This is a genomic window from Enterobacter cloacae complex sp. IR53030, from assembly GCF_049238365.1.
Classification (GTDB): Bacteria; Pseudomonadota; Gammaproteobacteria; order Enterobacterales; family Enterobacteriaceae; genus Enterobacter; species Enterobacter kobei.
In genome coordinates this window covers 61,848-79,484 of record NZ_JBMKHA010000024.1, presented here as the reverse complement: position 1 = coordinate 79,484, position 17,637 = coordinate 61,848, and the positions used below count along the sequence as shown (strand labels likewise).

Genomic DNA, 17,637 nt, shown 5'->3' with positions numbered 1-17,637 from the left:
ATAACATCCATGACTGGTGGAGCGCAATTTTTAGTCAGATTCATTATGGTTTCCTTAGTGTAACTAAGCGTGAAGGAGGCCATAATCCGTCTTAAGACAGATCCGGCAGCTTTCAAAGGCTGCATTACAGGTAAAACGCCGACCATCCTGATACATCGGGCGCTTCTTTCACGTCATGAAGCATTTTGTGCAGGCGGTGGCTTAGTTCGTGGTAAGAAGACCGATAATAGAAAACTGTTTTTGCGGTTCAAAGGATTATGACGGATGAGATAAACGAAATGCGGCGCAGCTTCCGTAAATGGGCTGCGCCGTAAGGACATCAGAGATAGCGTGAAGGCTAGATTTTTTCAGGCGCAACATCTAACGCTTCAGCAATCAATGTTTCGCCTTTGGGCCAACACGGCGGGTAAGCGCATTTGCCAGTGTGGAGGATGCCAGCCCAACCTGACGCGAAAGCGCTGACAGCGAAGTGCCACGTTTTTTCAGCCCGGAGATAATGTCGGCAGTATGACAGTCAGACGGCATCATGCTTTGATCTCCACACCGTCAATAAACTTCACGCCACCGGCAGTACGCAGCCATCGCGGGGATTTCATTTCCGCAACGAAGTAATTAATCAGGTCGTACAGCAGCAGCTAAGGTACTTCTCCGTTTCAGAGGCGAAGAGGATTTGCGTAATAGCAAGGCAGTAACGACAAAGCTCAGTACATTCAGGATCGAAGCGGGGAGAACTGGCAAGAAGCGTGTCAATGGTCAGAATTTCAACCAGATGGAGAGGGAAAGGTTTTAACAGTGTGGGTTGCAGTAACGTCAGACTGGTGTTGATTCTGCCGCAAAGCGCCATTTTCAACGCGGGATCGTTGCTTTCAATCAGGGTTTCGGCAAAGGTTTAGCAGTGACTGGCGAGGATAGTGAAATCCGTGGTGGCATTAAAGGGAGCAGCAAGTACCGGGTGTGTCTGAGTGAGGAGTGTAGCCATAAGGCAACGTCCGGTATATGAATTTAAATTCCACCACCGAAGAGACCAATCTTACGGGTGGTGAACTGAACGGAGTTGGTCTTACCGGTCATACCTACACCGACGCACCTTGCGATACGCCCCCTGCCGCCAATAGAGATGTAGCCGAACGCACGACATAAAACACGACATAAAAAAAGTGCAAATGCGCCATTATGTCGCAGGTATGATATTAAGGAGACCAATGCCGGCGCCTGATTTTGCAGGTGCGGGGTAAGGGTACTGCGATTAGGAGTAGGCGGCGAGTAGCACTTTCTGAAGGTGGTTCACAACTTACTAAAAAACTTGTTATTTCCTGTATTACAGTGTTTATTAAATCATTCAGCATACTTAGAAGGTTACGAAAATTTATTTCAAGGAGAGAAAGTGCATTCTACAGAATATGCAATTCAACAAGCTCTTTACGCAGTCGGTACAGCTCCGACACGTAGTGAAGCTCTTACCAGATTTAAGGAAAATCAGCATTTATTAAAAGACTGGAGGATCCTGTATGCCGACGAGAGTAAAGCAGGACCGCTCTCCCTTAGGCGAGCTCAATTTTCTGAAAAAGGTTTTGTATCAACGTTATTCTCTGGGCATTCATTATGGATTCTGGATCATGATGTCATTTCATCATCAGATACAATGATGTTTCAGGTTGGCTATGGTACTTATATTGATTCTAATGCAGCAAGTTTTATTCGTTCTTTGGCCTATCGTGAAGAGCCTAAAGAACATCTGTTGAATTTTTGTCGAATGCTTTCAGATTCATTCTCATTCGATGAACTATCCAACATTAATCCCTATCTTTATTTATGGGAAGCGCAGAGAGACAGAGCGCCAGAAACGGTAACTGGGATTCGGGAAACAATGGCTGCATTGTTTGCCCTTTCCTGGATTAAACACCCCCTGAATACAGAATGGGGAAAAATGTACAGGAAATTATATCAGGAGCAGGCGGAGGCAGAGGCTGACCGTTTTCTGTATCAATTTTACCAGAACTTAGATGCCGGTTTAGGAAAGGCGATCGAAGACCAGGTTGACCTACTGGAAGCTATGCTGTTAAGAACGAAGTTAATAGAACTGTCTTCCAAAAGATCAGCCCAGAACAAAATGAATGAACTGTTGCAATTCATGCATGATGAATTATCTACCATGATGATTCGCGAATTACTTGTTTGTGCCGACATCCTCTTCCGTGAAGGAAAATCACAGATGTCACAAAAACTCGATGGCTTACAAAAGAAAAAGAGACCCTTCGATGAACTGAGAAACTGCGCCAGAGATTTAAATATGCTCAGGAGCATGGATCAGCTAACAAACTCTATCTCGGATCACACAAATTCTTCATTTTACATCGCCAACTTAATAACATTTGATCGCGATATTATAGATATTATTCAGTTAACAGAACTGCGCGCTATTGCTCTACGTCGCTCATCTTCAGACGCGTTTCCAATTTATAATCGGCAACTGGATACATGGTTATCAGAGAAATTAGGTGAAAAACGCTTGCGCGGCTTAGAAAATATATTCAGGAAGGATGGCTTCGACACACGCTCCAGAGCCAGAAGTCGGAGTACAGTGAAAACGATACTGCAAGAAGACAGACAAAAACTGGCCTGTATCATCGAAAAAATCAATAGTTGAACAATTTTTTGCCATAAGACGCTTTTCTGAAACTCTGGTCATTCTTAGCAGGAAAGCGTTTTCTCTCCATACTCTCTGGTTATAGAGTATTAAAAAATAAGGAGTTATAATCCTCACAGCCTAACCGACATAAGGACGATGCTCAATGTCTGACAGCCTGCTTGTTCGCACCAGTAGAGATGGCGATCAGTTTCATTATCTTTGGGCGGCTCGCCGTGCCCTTCGACTACTGGAACCTCAGTCAACTCTTGTTGCCCTGACCATTGAAGGGGCATCAACGACGGAAATGGGCTCTCATCCAGTGGTTGAGGATGGGGAGGAGCTGATTGATATTGCTGAATATTATGGCAGTAATGAGCTTGCAACAGCAACAACCGTTCGTTACATGCAGCTAAAGCATTCAACGCTGCACTCAGATACTCCATTTCCCCCTAGTGGGTTACAAAAAACCATTGAAGGTTTTGCCACTCGTTATAAGGCACTGATACAAAAAATACCGGTAGAAACGTTACGCACTAAACTGGAGTTCTGGTTTGTGACGAACCGTCCAGTCAGTAGCAGCTTCAGTGAAGCGATCAATGATGCCGCAAGCCAACACGTTACACGTCATCCACGTGATCTGGCGAAACTTGAGAAATTTACCGGGCTTCAAGGCGATGAGCTATCGATATTCTGCCAGCTTTTATATATAGAAGGTCAGCAGGACGATTTATGGAGTCAGCGGAATATCCTGCTAAGAGAATCAGCGGGATATCTCCCCGACCTGGATACTGAAGCCCCTCTGAAATTAAAAGAACTGGTTAACAGAAAAGCGTTAACCGAAAGCGCCGCAAATCCTTCAATTACCAGAATGGATGTGTTGCGTGCTTTAGGAGTGGATGAAACAGATCTTTTTCCTGCGCCCTGTCGTATTGAAAGAATAGAAAATTCCGTCCCAAGAACTCAAGAGGCGACGCTGGTTCAACGTGTTGTTGAAGCATCCGGCGCACCTGTGATCATCCATGCCGATGCTGGTGTGGGGAAATCAATTTTCTCTACTCATATAGGGGAGCATCTTCCCACTGGTTCAGTTAGCATCTTATATGACTGTTTCGGACTGGGTCAGTACCGTAACGCTTCTTCTTACCGCCACCACCATCGTACAGCATTGGTTCAGATGGCTAATGAAATGGCATCTCGTGGTCTCTGTCATCCATTGATCCCAAATGCTGGTACTGGCATATCCCAGTATATGCGTGCGTTTCTGCATCGCCTTTCTCAGAGCATTTCAATACTCCGGGCCTCTGAGCCCCTGGCCGTATTGTGCATTATTATTGATGCTGCGGACAATGCACAGATGGCAGCAGAAGAAATCGGTGAAACACGTTCTTTTATCAAAGATTTAATTAGAGAAAAGCTTCCTGATGGAGTCTGCCTTGTCGCACTTTGCCGACCTTATAGACGGGAATTGCTTGATCCACCTCCTGAAGCACTCACATTATCCCTTCAAGCTTTTGATCGCGATGAGACAGCCGCTCATCTTCACCAAAAGTTTCCAGATGCCAGCGAAAGTGATGTTGACGAGTTCCATCGTCTAAGCTCTTGCAATCCCAGGGTTCAGGCTCTGTCATTATCACAAAATCTTCCACTGAACGACACATTGAGACTTTTGGGGCCAAATCCCAAAACGGTAGAAGATACTATTGGTGAAGTGCTGGAAAAATCCATTGCACGCTTACGTGATACAGCCGGAATATCTGAACGTGCTCAAATTGATACTATTTGTTCCGCACTGGCAATATTGCGTCCATTAATTCCATTATCCGTATTATCTTCGATTTCTGGTGTGGCCAGTTCCGCTATCAAAAGTTTCGCCCTTGATCTGGGACGTCCATTAATCGTTAGTGGCGAGACTATTCAGTTCTTTGATGAACCGGCCGAAACATGGTTTCAGAGGCGCTTTCGGCCATCGGCCGCTGCTCTGCATCAGTTTATTACTAAACTGAGACCACTAACAAAAGATAGTTCCTATGCAGCATCTGTTTTACCTGCATTGATGCTGGAAGGAAACCAGCTTTCTGAACTGATCGAGCTAGCAATATCCTCGCAAGCTCTGCCTGAAACCAGCCCGGTTGAACGCAGAGACATAGAACTTCAAAGATTGCAATTTGCGTTAAAAGCAGCCTTACGCACAGGTCGATACCAGGAAGCGGCTAAACTGGCACTGAAAGCAGGTGGAGAATGCGCGGGAGACCACAGGCAAAGAGCCCTGCTAAGGGACAATATCGATCTGGCAGCAAAATTTGTAGGAAGTAATGGCGTTCAAGAACTGGTTTCCCGTAACGTTTTCCCAGATACTGGCTGGCTAGGCTCCAGAAATGCTTATTATGCCGCAATACTTTCCGAATATCCTGAACTCTCAGGAGAGGCCCGCAGTCGCCTTCGACTCACCATGGAGTGGTTAACAAACTGGAGTCAATTACCAGATGATGAGCGGAGCAGGCAAAATGTTACCGATCAGGACAGAGCGGCAATGCTCATTGCCTGCCTGAATATTCATGGCGCGGAAGCGGCAGCAAGAGATCTCAGAAGGTGGCGGCCTCGAGAACTATCTTTTGACGCTGGAAGAATTGTCGCCACGCAGTTACTGGCTCATGCCCGTTACGATGAACTTGATCAGTTGGCTATTGCTGCTGGAAACGATATCAGTCTGGTTATGGGAATTGTACTGGAAGCAAGAAAACTTCACCGTCCAGTCGCTGAACAGGCAATCAGAAGAACCTGGCGCTTGTTAAAAAGTCCGCGAGTCAACATTGAAGGCAGAGACCATGCTAATAACCAGACAATAGCGGCAATCACTGGCATGGTTGAAATGGCACTTATGCAGTCAATTTGTACTGAGTCAGAAAGCTTCCAGTTGTTGGATCGTTATTTACCAAAAGTTCCCCCTCGTGTTCTGACCTCTGAGTATAGTAAAGAAAGAGTTGCTTACGTCCATGCATACGCTCTTCAGGCAAATCTGATTGGCACTCAATTAACTCTAAGTGATTTAGCCTCAGCCGAGGTCAAAAAAGAACTAATTGCTGGAAAAACCCATAGCGAATCTGATGATCTGCGTCAACTGAAACAATATAGTGGAGTATTAATCCCCTGGTACAATTTACGGGCCAAAGTAATTCTTGGTAAAACTGAGAAAGCAGACTTAGAAAGTGAGCTAAGGGATACTCAAAAAGAATCGACGGCTATTAAGGGCTATTCTTACTCTGAGTATTCATTATCATCAAATGAGATTGCAAACGTATGGTTTGATATTCTGATTGAAGCAGATAATGCCTCAAAAGACGATGTGGATAGCATCATCAAATGGAGTCAGCATAAAGGGAATAGAGTATTCACACCAACGTTTCACCGTTTCAGTTCTGTATGTGCAAAGATTTCAGGGCTTGAAGGGCTTTCATATCACTTCGCAGAACTCGCATTATCCTTATGGAGAGATGAGCACTCTGATGCTCAGGTCAAAGCTGACGGCTATATAGACCTTTCCCGTTCACTCATTTCACTTGATGAACCAGAAGCTAAAGAATACTTTAACCAAGCGATTGAAGTTACAAATAAGTTGGGAGATGAAAATTTAAGTCGATGGGAAGCGATACTTGATCTTGCTGAATATATTGCTGGTAAAGCGCAAGTTCCCCCTGAAATTACCTATAAACTAGCCCGGTGTGCTGAACTTACCAGAGAATATGTTGATCGGGATAAACACTTTGCGTGGAGTGATACTGTTGAGATTCTGGCTGAGTTATGTCCATCTTCAGCCATGGCAATAATAAGTCGTTGGCGTGACCGTACATTTGGCGATCACAGAAATATACTAGCATGGACCATTGAAGAACTTGTAAAGAAAAATAAAATTAACGCACTCGATGCACTTCCTTTCATTACATTTGAGAATGGCTGGCATAAATGCGGCTTGCTTGACTCAGTTTTATCCTCGTGTACCGATGAGAAAGATAAGATTGCGGCATTCGAAGTGGTTTACAACTATACAAAATTTGATGTACAAAATATCGAAAATATTAAAAAGCTGGATGCTATTGCTATTTCATTAGGTATTGAACACTCAGAGTTGAAAGAAAGAATCTCACTTCTAAAGCGTACTGAGGCGACTTCAAAAAAAAACAATCTTTCTCCACATGCCAGTGAGCGAGATCACACCCAAGAATGGAATTCAGTTTTTGAGAACTGTGATTTATCGTCTATTGAGGGTGTTAGTGCTGCATACGAAAAATTTCGTAGTGTTCCTGAATTCTATTCCAAAGAAACCTTCATCAAGAAAGCAATAAGCCGAGTTAAGACGGGCAAAGAATGTAGTTTCATTACTGCCATTGGTGCTATATTTCACTGGGGGCTTTATGATTTTAAATATATTCTTGAATCTATACCCGATGAATGGACATCTCGCTTAAGCATTAAAACAGTTCTGGCAGGTTTAATAAAAGAATATTGCCAGCGCTTCTGTATGCGGATAGGGAAAAGTCGTTTTTACGAGATTTTTCCCTTCGGTCTGGCCAGCAGGCTTTCTGGTATAAGTGAAAAAGAGATTTTCGGTATTGTCCTAGAGGCTATTGCAGAATCACCAGAGCCCGCAAATGCTGACCGTTTGTTTAGCCTTCCAGGCCTTCTTGTTAGTAAACTGGAGCATAATGAAGCGTTAAATGTATTATCTTATGCCCTAGATTTATTTGACGAGGTGCTAAAAGATGAGGATGGTGACGGCCCATGGAACGATAAATTGTCTCCGCCAACTCATGTTGAGGATTCACTTGCAGGATATATTTGGGCACGGTTGGGCTCTCCAGAAGCAGAAATGCGCTGGCAGGCAGCACATGCGGTTTTGGCGCTATGTCGAATGAACCGTACACGCGTTGTTCAGGGGATTTTTCAGCACGCGATAAATGCTACTACATCACCTTTTTGTGATCGCAATCTGCCCTTTTATACCCTTCATGCTCAATTGTGGTTGATGATCGCTGCTGCAAGGGTTGCACTGGATGATGGAAAATCGCTGATTCCCAATATTGGTTATTTCTACCGTTATGCTACTACTGATCAGCCACATGTATTAATCCGTCTTTTTGCTGCCAGAACTTTACTTGCGCTGCATGATAGCGGCCTGAGCTCTATCCCTGCACAAGAAGAGGATAAACTCCGAAATATAAACCAGTCTACGACTCTCCCTGTGCTAGATGAAGTTGAAGAGCATAGAGGTGAAGATTCATATACTTTTGGTATCGACTTCGGCCCATACTGGTTAGAACCTCTGGGCCGTTGTTTCGGCGTATCTCAAAAACAGTTAGAACCTGAAATGCTTCGCATTATTCGCGATGATCTTGGTTATAAAGGCAGCCGCAACTGGGACGAAGATGAGCGTAATAAACGACGCTATTATCACGACAGAGATAACCATCACAGCCATGGTTCCTATCCACGTGTCGATGATTACCATTTTTACCTGTCATACCATGCAATGTTTATGACAGCCGGTAAGCTGCTAGCAACAAAACCTCAAGTAACCAGTCGCTACGATGATGTTGAGGATGTTTTCCAGGACTGGTTAAGAAGGCATGATATTTCTCGGAACGATAATCGCTGGCTCGCCGATCGGAGAGATATCCCCCCCAAAGAGCGCCCCAGTTGGCTTAATAGCAGTTCTGACAATAGGGATGAATGGCTGGCGTCAATCTCTGAAAATGTATTTAACGAAGCACTATGTCCCAACCCCGGAATATTAACGCTATGGGGACGTTGGTCTGACGTTTGTTCAGATCGAAAAGAATCTATTGTTGTCCATTCTGCTTTAGTATCACCGGAGCGATCTTTATCGCTCCTCAGAGCATTGCAAACAACGAAAAACGTATATGACTATAAAATCCCTGATGCTGGGGATAGTCTTGAAGTAGATCATGCATATTACAAGCTAAAAGGATGGATTAAAGATATTACTGAATACTGTGGGATTGATGAGTTTGATCCCTGGGCGGGTAATGTAAGGTTTCCAATCCCAGAACCAGCCTCATTTATCATTAATGCGATGAAATTAACTACTGATAAAGATCATCGGGTATGGTATTCACCTTCTAGTGTTGAACCGGCGATGGTTTCCAGTATCTGGGGCCATCTATCAGGTAAAAATGATGAGGAAAAATCACATGGCTATAGGCTATGTGCTTCAATGCACTTCATAAAATCAGTACTAGAAACATTCAACATGGATCTCATTTTAGAGGTTGATGTTGATCGCTATTCACGAAAAAGCAGATATGAACGGAGTAATGAAAATGAGCTCGACAATATCCCTTCAAGCACTCGACTCTTCCTCTTCCGACATGACGGAACCATCCACACGCTATACGGCAAGTATCGAGTTAGGGAAGAAGTTAGTTGATGAGCTTAAACTGAATGACTCTGTTGATACGTTGGGCCGGTGGATGGCCCACTATATTGCAGAACTCCTTTACGATGCGGAACATAGCCCGGATGAAATTATTCGTGCAACTAAACATGCGGAGCTCAGGGACTCTATTTGGGCATTCTGGGTTAATCGCTACGAATTGCCAATTGGCAGTAAACCTTTTCAGGAACCTGAACCTATTCTGAGAGCCTTACAAAGCCTTGATCCTGAAAACGAGCAGCGAAGATATTTTTCCCCCGCACAAGAACTGATAGATACCGAAAAAGAACCAGACGAAGTTAAAAAATGGCTCTCAATCGCTAATCATATTGATTCTACGGCGAAAATGCTGATTGATTACTGCCTCTCTTTAGCTGCAGAAAATGCTATTGATAAATCTAAAGAATGGGTTGAATTGGCGCAACAGGCCGGACTTAACGAAGACATCGATATGATTGAATTGCGGATTTTTCGATTTCTGGATAATCCTGTCAATAAAGATGATCCGACGGTTGTACAAAGAAGAGTACTGGAGAAACGGCAGAAAAAACTCGCAGCGTTTCTCTCGTTAGCTTCTCAATTAGATGAACAACTCAAATCAGAACTTGAAGCTTTGCCAGCATCTGAGAACGAGCCAACCGGGGATAATACTGGTGTTTGATATAACTCAGTTTAGCCATAGCTATCTGGCCCAAGCGTTTTTTATTAATCCTTAAGGTTTAGTAACAGGAGTTTTCATGCCAAATCTCAGATTTTTGATCGAAAATATCGGTTCGAATCAGGACAATATAAAAACCGCTTTCAGTAAAGCTTACCATCTTTGCAAAGATGCTGGGCTTCAACAAATCACGTTGGTTTTCCCTGCAAAAGGAATGTTTTGCACTCTGATATTGCAACATTTCTCGGCGCACAAACTGCAAAAACATTGGGAAAAGGCCAAACCGTCGATCTGGGAGATAACATCCGACTAGACTTTAAGATCCCTAAGAGTTTCTCACCATATGATAACTATGACGTAATACTGGCAACGTATCTTCTGAGCAAAGACATGGATATTGTTGATAGTGCGCAAAATATCAACAGCATCGTCTTCTTACCCTGGTCAGAGGAAGAAGGTAAACGCTGGTTATCTACATGGAATCCTGAAATAGTCGGTCAGTCTCACTGGAAAGTACAAAAGCCACAATTGCCTACGTATGTAGGCGATGGGATTTTGCGATTAGGTCGATGCATCAACATGGCAACAGGGCTCAGCCATCCATGTGATAAAGACATGGCAAAGCGAATTTTTTCTGACCTAAAAAAGCAAGGATTCAGAGCAACTGAAGAGGCAATCAGACAGTTTGCAGTCAATAACGGCTGGGAACCTGCCAAGGCGAAAGAATTGGCAAATTTTGCTAAGAAATATATGGAATAGTTGAATCTACAAGGCTTACTCATTATGTGTTCAGTGTTGGCTAAATAGGTGGTCTTTCTGGAGGTTTTGACAACCTCAATTTTTAGGTTTAGCTTATCAATCAGCTAGTTAATGGCTAAGAAGCTCCCAGTCAGAGGAGCCAAATTTAAAAAGCCTGCTTTTAGAGCAGGCTTTTTGCTTTTCTGTTAGCCGTTACTTTCCGCAGCCCCTGTCAACTGACGCCAGGCCGCCACTTCCTCATCCAGCCACTCACTAAAGAGAGCCACCTCCGGTTTCGCTTCCGTTAACTGCGATGTCACCAGCCAGTAAGGCCAGGGATAAGGTGCAGTGAAAGGGGTAAGCTGGACCAGTTCGCCCCGGGTGATGGCATCCTGTACCAGAGAGCGACGTTCCAGCGCGATACCTTTACCGAGTCTGACAGCCTCAAGGACTAAATTTGAGTCGTTAATGCATAACCCGCCGGGCACAATATCTTTTTCCAGTCCCGCATTGAAACACCAGGTTTTCCACGACTCCATGGAGAATATGATTTTACTCTTTGCCACCTCTGCTGGCGTTGCCGGGAGGATGCCGCCGTTATAACCGGGTGCTGCAACCACAATCAGTTCATCTGAAAACAGATAATGGCAGTCGCTTCCTTCCCAGTTACCTTTCCCCATGCGTATCGCCACATCTATCCCTTCCTGCTGCATGCTGGTGATCGTCAGACTGGCCTGGATCCGCAGCGTGATGTGTGGATATTTTTCCCGAAACCGCTCCAGACGCGGCAACAACCAGTGACAACCAAAAGACGGCACCATCGCCAGCGTCAGTTCCAGTATTCTCGGTTTCACCTGCACTAACCGGGTAGCATCTGCGATATGATTCAGCGCTTCGCGCACCTGTAACGCGTAGAGACGCCCCTCTTCGTTGATCTGCACCCCTCGCCCATGACGGATAAACAGCTTCACCCCCACCATTTCCTCCAGCACTTTAATCTGCTGGCTGATGGCGGAATGGGTAACGTGAAGCTCTTTCGCCGCAAGCGTTACGCTGCCAAGGCGAGCCACAGCTTCAAAACTACGCAAACTTGCGATAGGTGGAAAATCCGACATGAAACCACTCCCTCATAGACTGAATCTGATAAACGCTAACCGGCCAATCTGTCAGTAATACTAACTCAGGCCGTAAGATACTGATGATATTCGCCATAACGAATTTATTGTAATGTCTGTTTATCATCTTCAATGAAGCGTTTTTTCACACAGACAGGAAAACTGGAATCATGATAAAGCTGATTGGCATGATGGATTCTCCTTATGTACGCCGCGTGGCGGTCTCCCTGGAACTTTATGGCGTTGCGTTTGAAAGCCAGCCGTTGTCCGTATTCAGCACATTTGAGGAATTTTCCCGGATTAACCCTGCGGTAAAAGCGCCAACGCTGGTTCTGGAGAATGGAACACGTCTGATGGACTCGTCTCTCATACTGAATTATTTTGAGGCTCAGGCCGCGCCTGAACGGAGACTCCTGCCCGTGACGCCGGATGCACTGGCGAACGATCTCCAGACGCTGGGCTTTATCCTCGCCGCCGCGGAGAAAGCTGTGCAAAATGTGTACGAACACAACCTGCGCCCGGCGGAGAAACAACATAATCCGTGGATAGAACGTATTACCGTCCAGCTGCTGGCTGCCTGTCGGGAATGGAACGCGCTGCTGGAAGCCCGTCCGGAAAATGCGGTGGCCGATCAGGTTGCTGTCACCAGTACGGTTATCTGGACATTTATTCAGTCAATGATCCCTCACGTCGTTAACGCCGGGGATTTTAAAAAGATTCAGGCGGTTGCCGACGTTTTCGAAAACCAGGCGGCATTTAAAAAATACCCTTTTAGTTAACGCTTCGCTCGGCGTGTTATGGGGCTTTTCAGCCCCTTTTTTTTTAGGCAGGAATCGACAGACCCGCGGTGGTGGCATAGCGACCGTTGAAAAAGATGAGCGGTTCACCTTCAGTATGTAACGAATCCACCACCTCACCGATGAATATCCAGTGATCGCCACCGTCTACCTGACGCCACATTTTGCATTCAAGATGCGCGAGTGCCCCGTCAATCAAAGGCAGTTTAAAGCCACTGACCCGGTGGTCTACGCGATGAAATTTGTCGCTCCCCGCGCTGGCAAAAATATCGCTAACCTGATGCTGTTGGCCCGACAGGACATTTATCGCAAAGGCGTCCGCCTCCAGAAAATGCTGAGCGTACCAGGATTGCTTGCGCAGGCTCCAGAGCACCAGCGGGGGTTCCAGGGAGACGGTGTTAAAGCTGCTGATGGTTAGCCCATGGAAATTGTTATTTTTATCCATCATGGTCACGACACACACGCCAGTTGCGAATTGACCAAATACGTTCCGTAATGTTCGGCTATCAAACTGCGCCATATTATTTCACCTCTGCTAAGCCTGAAGACGCGACCTGCTGCTGCAGCGCGCCGGCAAAAATTGTCAGCCCTTCATCCAGAACGCTGTCTTCAATCGTTAGCGGCATTAAAAAGCGGATAGCATTTGCCTGTTTGCCGCATTTAAGAAGAATAAGCCCCTCACGGGCACAGCTTTTGACTAACCGATCGATAAGCCCGGTCGCCGGCGTTCGCTCTCCATGCTCCAGAGAAAAAAGCTCCAGCGCAATCATGGCGCCAGTCCCGCGTATCTCATAGCCAATCGACAGAGGGCTGACAATGGATACTAAGGCGGAGCGCAGACGTTGACCCAGACGCCGGGCTGCGCCCAGCAGGTCCGTCTCTTCAAAGAGCTTAAGTACCGCCAGCGCCGCCGCGCAGGAAAGCGGGTTGCCTGCCCAGGTTCCACCAAGACCGCCCGGTGCCACCTGGTTGATAAGCGACTCACGGCCCACCACGCCAGACAGCGGAAGCCCGCCGGCAACGGATTTACCGAACACAATTAAATCGGCGTCAACACCGGTTTGTTCCATAGCAAAGAACGTCCCCGTGCGCCCCGCGCCAGACTGAACTTCATCCGCGATTAACACGATGCCTTCCCGGTCACAAAGTTCACGCAGAGCACGCATAAACGCAGGCGGCACGACGTAAAACCCGCCCTCTCCCTGAACGGGCTCAATGACGATGGCGGCCACATCCTGGGGGGCAATGTCGCTCGTTAATATCGTCTTGAGGCCCGCCAGCGCCTGAGCAATATCACGCTCCGTCTCTCCCTGCGGGAAGGGTGCCCGGAAGACCGGGCCGGGCATGATCCCCATCCCCTGGCTGTAGGGCGCAATTTTGCCGTTCATCGCGAGGGTCATAAACGTACGCCCGTGATAGGCACCGCTGAAAACAATCACACCGCTTCGCCGCGTGGCCACGCGGGCAACCTTAAGCGCGCTTTCCACCGCTTCGGACCCCGTCGTCAGGAGAAAACTCCGTCGGTCAAAATCTCCCGGCATTAAGGCGTTAATACGTTCACACACCGCGATATACGATTCATAAGGGGTGGCGGCAAAACAGCTGTGGGTAAACTGGTGCAGCTGGCGCTCAACGGCCGCGATGACGTTGGGATGAAGATGGCCGGTATTGAGCGCGGCAATGCCGCCGGAAAAATCAATGTAGCGACGGTTGTTGACGTCATACATCACCGCATTTTCCGCTCGTTGAATATAAACCGGATGCATCTGGTTAATACCACGGGCGACGGCACCCTCCCGTCGCTGCAAAAGCTGCTCGACTACAGTATCCATAATGCTCTCCTCAGGGGGCGGTCGGAACAACCGCCCGTCAGGTTATTGATGACGCGCCTGTTGCAACATGGCATCTGCATGCTGGTTTAACTGCTGACGATCGCCATAGCGGTAAGGATCGAGGAAATCGAAACGGACCGGTTTATCTCCGCGGTCGAACAAGTGCCCGATTCCGCCAGGCGCGTTATGAGCCCAGTAGAACAGAGAATCGGCAAATTCCTCCGTTGCCCGGGACAGGTAACGATTGGTGAAATCAGAGAAATCGATGGGGAAATGCTCGCGGTTGTCAGCAAAAAGCGAATGAAGCGTAGCGATTACCTCTTTTTCTGGAAGGTTACCGGCGCGATAGGCTTCCATTGTTTCGCAGGCCTTATCGAAAATAGCCTCATAGTAAGGGCTCTCAATGGAAAGATGTCCCGGATAGGTTGCGCTTTCAAATTCCTTCTCAAGCCGCTCGTCATCACCGTGCTGCTGATAGTCGCTGAGGATTTTACGCAGACGCAACACGCCGATGTAACTGCCGCTAATCCAGATACGGAACCACGCATTCCACAGTGGGAAGCTATCAAATGCGGTGAATGAATTTGCCACCAGCCTGTCGTTTACCTTCACCACTTCCAGGCTGTAATCCTGATAGCTGGCGAAATTCGCTGCTGACCAGTCATCCTGTCTGACGGCACGAACAATTTTAGGCGCGACGCGCAGAATCGATTCGAACGTATTCACCAACCCGCGCGAGAACAGCGGATCGACAAAGCCCACTGCATGGCCTAAAAGGCAATAACGCTCCCCTACGCTTTCGCGGCTGGTGTAATTCAGACGAGGTGCAACGGTCCATTCGCGTACCCGTGCCGCGCTCTCAAAGTGACGGGCAACGGAGGGGTGCTCATCGAGAAAACGGGTAAACTCTTCTTCCGGATCGCCTGCGGGACCATGTTTATCAATATCGAACTGCAGGCCGACGCTGCATAAGGTATTGGTCGAATAGGGGTGGTTGTTGAACGGAATAATCCACAGCCATCCGCCTTCAAACATGTGGTGCAGCGTGCTCTGTGAGAGCGGGGTCGGCGAACCGGTCACGTCCGTTGAGGCGATGACGTCTTCATACAGTTTGACCCCTGTCATATGGGTGAACAACGAACGCGTACGGCTCTGCATCTCACGTGCACCCTCGCGCAGGCCAAACTTATCGGCAACCGGTGAACGATAGCCTGCTGCATCTACGACGTACCTGGCTTTTATCTGCTCTTTTCCCAGATCCAGCAGCATCCCGTCGCTGGTCTCTTCAATCGACTGGATGCGGGTTTGCTGGCGAATATCGGCCCCCAGACGTGCAGCCAGCGCCAGATAATAGGCATCAATATCCTGACGGAACAGATGCGCTTCCGGCGACAATACCGGTGTCGAGACAACGTCCTGGGTATTATGCGCTTTATTCTTACCGTTCCATGCAAAGCTGAACGCCAGTTTAATACCGGCGCTCGACGTACCAATATTTTCCATCAGCGCGTGAATTTCCCCCGGCCACGCCAGCTCAGGAATATTGTACTGACGCGCCAGAATTTTCAACAGTACAGCACTTTCCGGCACCATCGATTCTCCGACGGCAAAGCGAGGATGGGTACCGGCATCAATAATTACCACGTTTAATTTCTGTTTTGCCAGAATAGCGCCGAGCATGGTTCCTGCAATACCGCTCCCGATGATGGCCACATCATAATGACTTTGTTTCATTGCTTTACCCTTAATAATATTACTGAGTGACTAACTGAGTTGTTATTTCGATTTCATGTTCACGCGTGTGATCTGCCTGAATCAGAAAAAGATATATTGCCTGTTGTGTTAACCATTCTCTCGCCAGAGACAGGGCAATTTCTTTGCCAGTGCGCTGCGGCATTGTCAGCACCATGGTGGGTCCCTGAAAGCGATAGCGCGTACAGCAAATGGAAATAGGTGCCCCAACATTGGCATTAATAAAATCGACCGGAGAGACGCGCGATTTTATTGCCATGTCATGAATAATTTTCTCGCTGGTATTCACCGGGAATGCCGTGCCAAACTGAATAACCCCGACGCTTTCAAGATGATTATCCAGCAATGCCTGGTGCTGTTGATAAAGTCCATCGACAGTAAACAGCACATTTAAAGACAATGGGTCGGCTGTTTTTAGCCCCCGGCGCAAGGTCTCATCTAAATCTGACCAGATTAATGAGCGTGCGGTACTCGTAGAAACGATCTTCATTAGCTGCCCCACCTTTTACATTACGGTAAATATCAGGCAGGTGTTAAAACCACCAAACCCAATCGTCATGCTTAACCCGGTCTTTCCCGTTAAGGGCTGAGGCTGCGCGGCAGGTAAATTAAAACGCAGGCCATCAATCGGCTTTTTCAGTTCATACACCGGGGGAATCGTGCCCGCATTGAGGCTATGAATGAGCGCGATGGCTTCCAGCGCCCCTGTCGCCCCCAGCGTATGGCCAAAATTGCCCTTCGTCGCGAAGACCCAGGGACGATGTGTGAAAAACTGGTTATAGGCATTGCTTTCAACCCGATCGTTGGTCAGGGTGCCCGAACCGTGCGCATTAATAAGCGCAATATCGCCAGGTTCAAGTCCCGCCTGCGTCAGGGCACGCTGCAATGCCAGGCGGATGCCATTGCCTTGCTCATCCGGCGCGGTCAAGCCTGCCGCATCGTTAGACGCCCCAGCACCGACAAGCCTTGCCAGCACGCGTGGTGCAGAGCCGCCTTCTCGTTGCAGCACCAGAAAACCGGCCCCTTCTCCGAGAATGGTTCCTTCGTGTGTAGCATCGAACGATTTCAGGGTAGAAAGTGAGAGCGTGCCTAATGCGCTATGGGCCAGACGTTTTGAATCAGTAAGAATATCGGCGCCGCCGCACACGCACAGATCGGCTTGCCCCGTTGCAATTAAATGCGCCCCCAGAAGAAGAGCATCCGAGCCCGAGGAGCAGGCGGTAGAAAGGGCTATCCCTTCCATTCCCAGCGACTCCGCCACCTCGTTGACCCAGCCGTCGAGCGGCTCCCGGCAAAACGCCTCGCTGTCGAGGCGGAATCCCAGACTGGTTCCGACAATCAAAAAGCGTCGCTCCTCCGGCACAGGTTCTGCTGCACCCGAATCCTCTAGCGCCTGGCGGGCCGTGCGTTTCGTCAGAGCGATCAATTTTTCGCGCATTTCGGCAGGCCATTCACCCGGCAGCATGGCGGCCAGATCGGTACGCAAGCTTCGATCCGATGGCGCAGGCGCAATACCGGTTTGTTTTTCCAGTAATGTCTGGAAAACATCCTCGATACGATCGCCAGACGCAGTTGTCCATCCCATGCCGACAACATTGGCGACATACGTTGTAGTAGTCATCATTTTTTCCTTTACCGCAAAATAGTACGGTAAGCTGGTTAAAGTGA

11 protein-coding genes and 2 pseudogenes are annotated in these 17,637 nt (G+C 47.6%); 5 read left to right on the top strand and 8 right to left on the bottom strand.

Annotation, left to right across the window (positions count from 1 at the left end; all coding sequences use genetic code 11):
• Positions 1-337: 337 nt before the first annotated feature.
• Positions 338-528 (bottom strand): annotated as a pseudogene (locus tag ACOTXR_RS20735) (helix-turn-helix domain-containing protein).
• Positions 525-979, bottom strand: a pseudogene (locus tag ACOTXR_RS20730) (hypothetical protein). The pseudogenes ACOTXR_RS20735 and ACOTXR_RS20730 overlap by 4 nt, the downstream one beginning before the upstream one ends.
• A 405-nt stretch (positions 980-1,384) precedes the next feature.
• On the opposite strand from ACOTXR_RS20730, the gene ACOTXR_RS20725 reads away from it, so the two are divergent.
• The 4 genes from ACOTXR_RS20725 to ACOTXR_RS20710 all read left to right on the top strand — a co-directional run bounded on the left by ACOTXR_RS20725 (position 1,385) and on the right by ACOTXR_RS20710 (position 10,494).
• Positions 1,385-2,647: a hypothetical protein gene (locus tag ACOTXR_RS20725; protein WP_310834139.1), complete on the top strand. Its 1,263-nt coding sequence runs from the start codon at positions 1,385-1,387 to the stop codon at positions 2,645-2,647.
• A gap of 145 nt (positions 2,648-2,792) precedes the next feature.
• Positions 2,793-9,071: an AVAST type 3 anti-phage nuclease/ATPase Avs3a gene (avs3a, locus tag ACOTXR_RS20720; RefSeq protein WP_421767074.1), complete on the top strand. Its 6,279-nt coding sequence runs from the start codon at positions 2,793-2,795 to the stop codon at positions 9,069-9,071.
• Positions 8,959-9,738, top strand: a complete 780-nt coding sequence (avs3b, locus tag ACOTXR_RS20715; protein WP_421767073.1) for an AVAST type 3 anti-phage proein Avs3b — start codon at positions 8,959-8,961, stop codon at positions 9,736-9,738. The genes avs3a and avs3b overlap by 113 nt, the downstream gene beginning before the upstream one ends.
• A 216-nt stretch (positions 9,739-9,954) precedes the next feature.
• Positions 9,955-10,494 carry a hypothetical protein gene (locus ACOTXR_RS20710; RefSeq protein WP_078310444.1) on the top strand — a complete coding sequence of 180 codons (540 nt, stop codon included), beginning with the start codon at positions 9,955-9,957 and terminating at the stop codon, positions 10,492-10,494.
• A 185-nt stretch (positions 10,495-10,679) separates the two neighbouring features.
• Here the strand turns inward: ACOTXR_RS20710 and ACOTXR_RS20705 are convergent, their stop codons facing one another.
• The gene (locus tag ACOTXR_RS20705) at positions 10,680-11,588 is read right to left on the bottom strand and encodes a LysR substrate-binding domain-containing protein (RefSeq protein ID WP_232932716.1); all 909 of its coding nucleotides are present in this window, start codon (positions 11,586-11,588) and stop codon (positions 10,680-10,682) included.
• Between the two features lie 170 nt (positions 11,589-11,758).
• On the opposite strand from ACOTXR_RS20705, the gene ACOTXR_RS20700 reads away from it, so the two are divergent.
• Positions 11,759-12,367, top strand: coding sequence for a glutathione S-transferase family protein (locus ACOTXR_RS20700; RefSeq protein WP_014884434.1), 609 nt, complete (start codon positions 11,759-11,761; stop codon positions 12,365-12,367).
• A gap of 43 nt (positions 12,368-12,410) precedes the next feature.
• Here ACOTXR_RS20700 and ACOTXR_RS20695 read toward each other — a convergent pair whose 3' ends face one another.
• The 5 genes from ACOTXR_RS20695 to ACOTXR_RS20675 are packed head-to-tail and all read right to left on the bottom strand — an operon-like array spanning position 12,411 to position 17,590.
• Positions 12,411-12,905, bottom strand: coding sequence for a flavin reductase family protein (locus ACOTXR_RS20695; protein ID WP_078310448.1), 495 nt, complete (start codon positions 12,903-12,905; stop codon positions 12,411-12,413).
• Between the two features lies 1 nt (position 12,906).
• Positions 12,907-14,217: an aminotransferase class III-fold pyridoxal phosphate-dependent enzyme gene (locus ACOTXR_RS20690; RefSeq protein ID WP_045269268.1), complete on the bottom strand. Its 1,311-nt coding sequence runs from the start codon at positions 14,215-14,217 to the stop codon at positions 12,907-12,909.
• A gap of 42 nt (positions 14,218-14,259) precedes the next feature.
• Positions 14,260-15,951: an NAD(P)/FAD-dependent oxidoreductase gene (locus tag ACOTXR_RS20685; protein WP_078310450.1), complete on the bottom strand. Its 1,692-nt coding sequence runs from the start codon at positions 15,949-15,951 to the stop codon at positions 14,260-14,262.
• Between the two features lie 19 nt (positions 15,952-15,970).
• Positions 15,971-16,459 (bottom strand): hypothetical protein, encoded by a 489-nt coding sequence (locus tag ACOTXR_RS20680; RefSeq protein ID WP_257440606.1) that lies wholly within the window; start codon positions 16,457-16,459, stop codon positions 15,971-15,973.
• Positions 16,460-16,474: 15 nt separating this feature from the next.
• Positions 16,475-17,590, bottom strand: a complete 1,116-nt coding sequence (locus ACOTXR_RS20675) for a beta-ketoacyl synthase N-terminal-like domain-containing protein (protein ID WP_023330845.1) — start codon at positions 17,588-17,590, stop codon at positions 16,475-16,477.
• Positions 17,591-17,637: the final 47 nt, after the last annotated feature.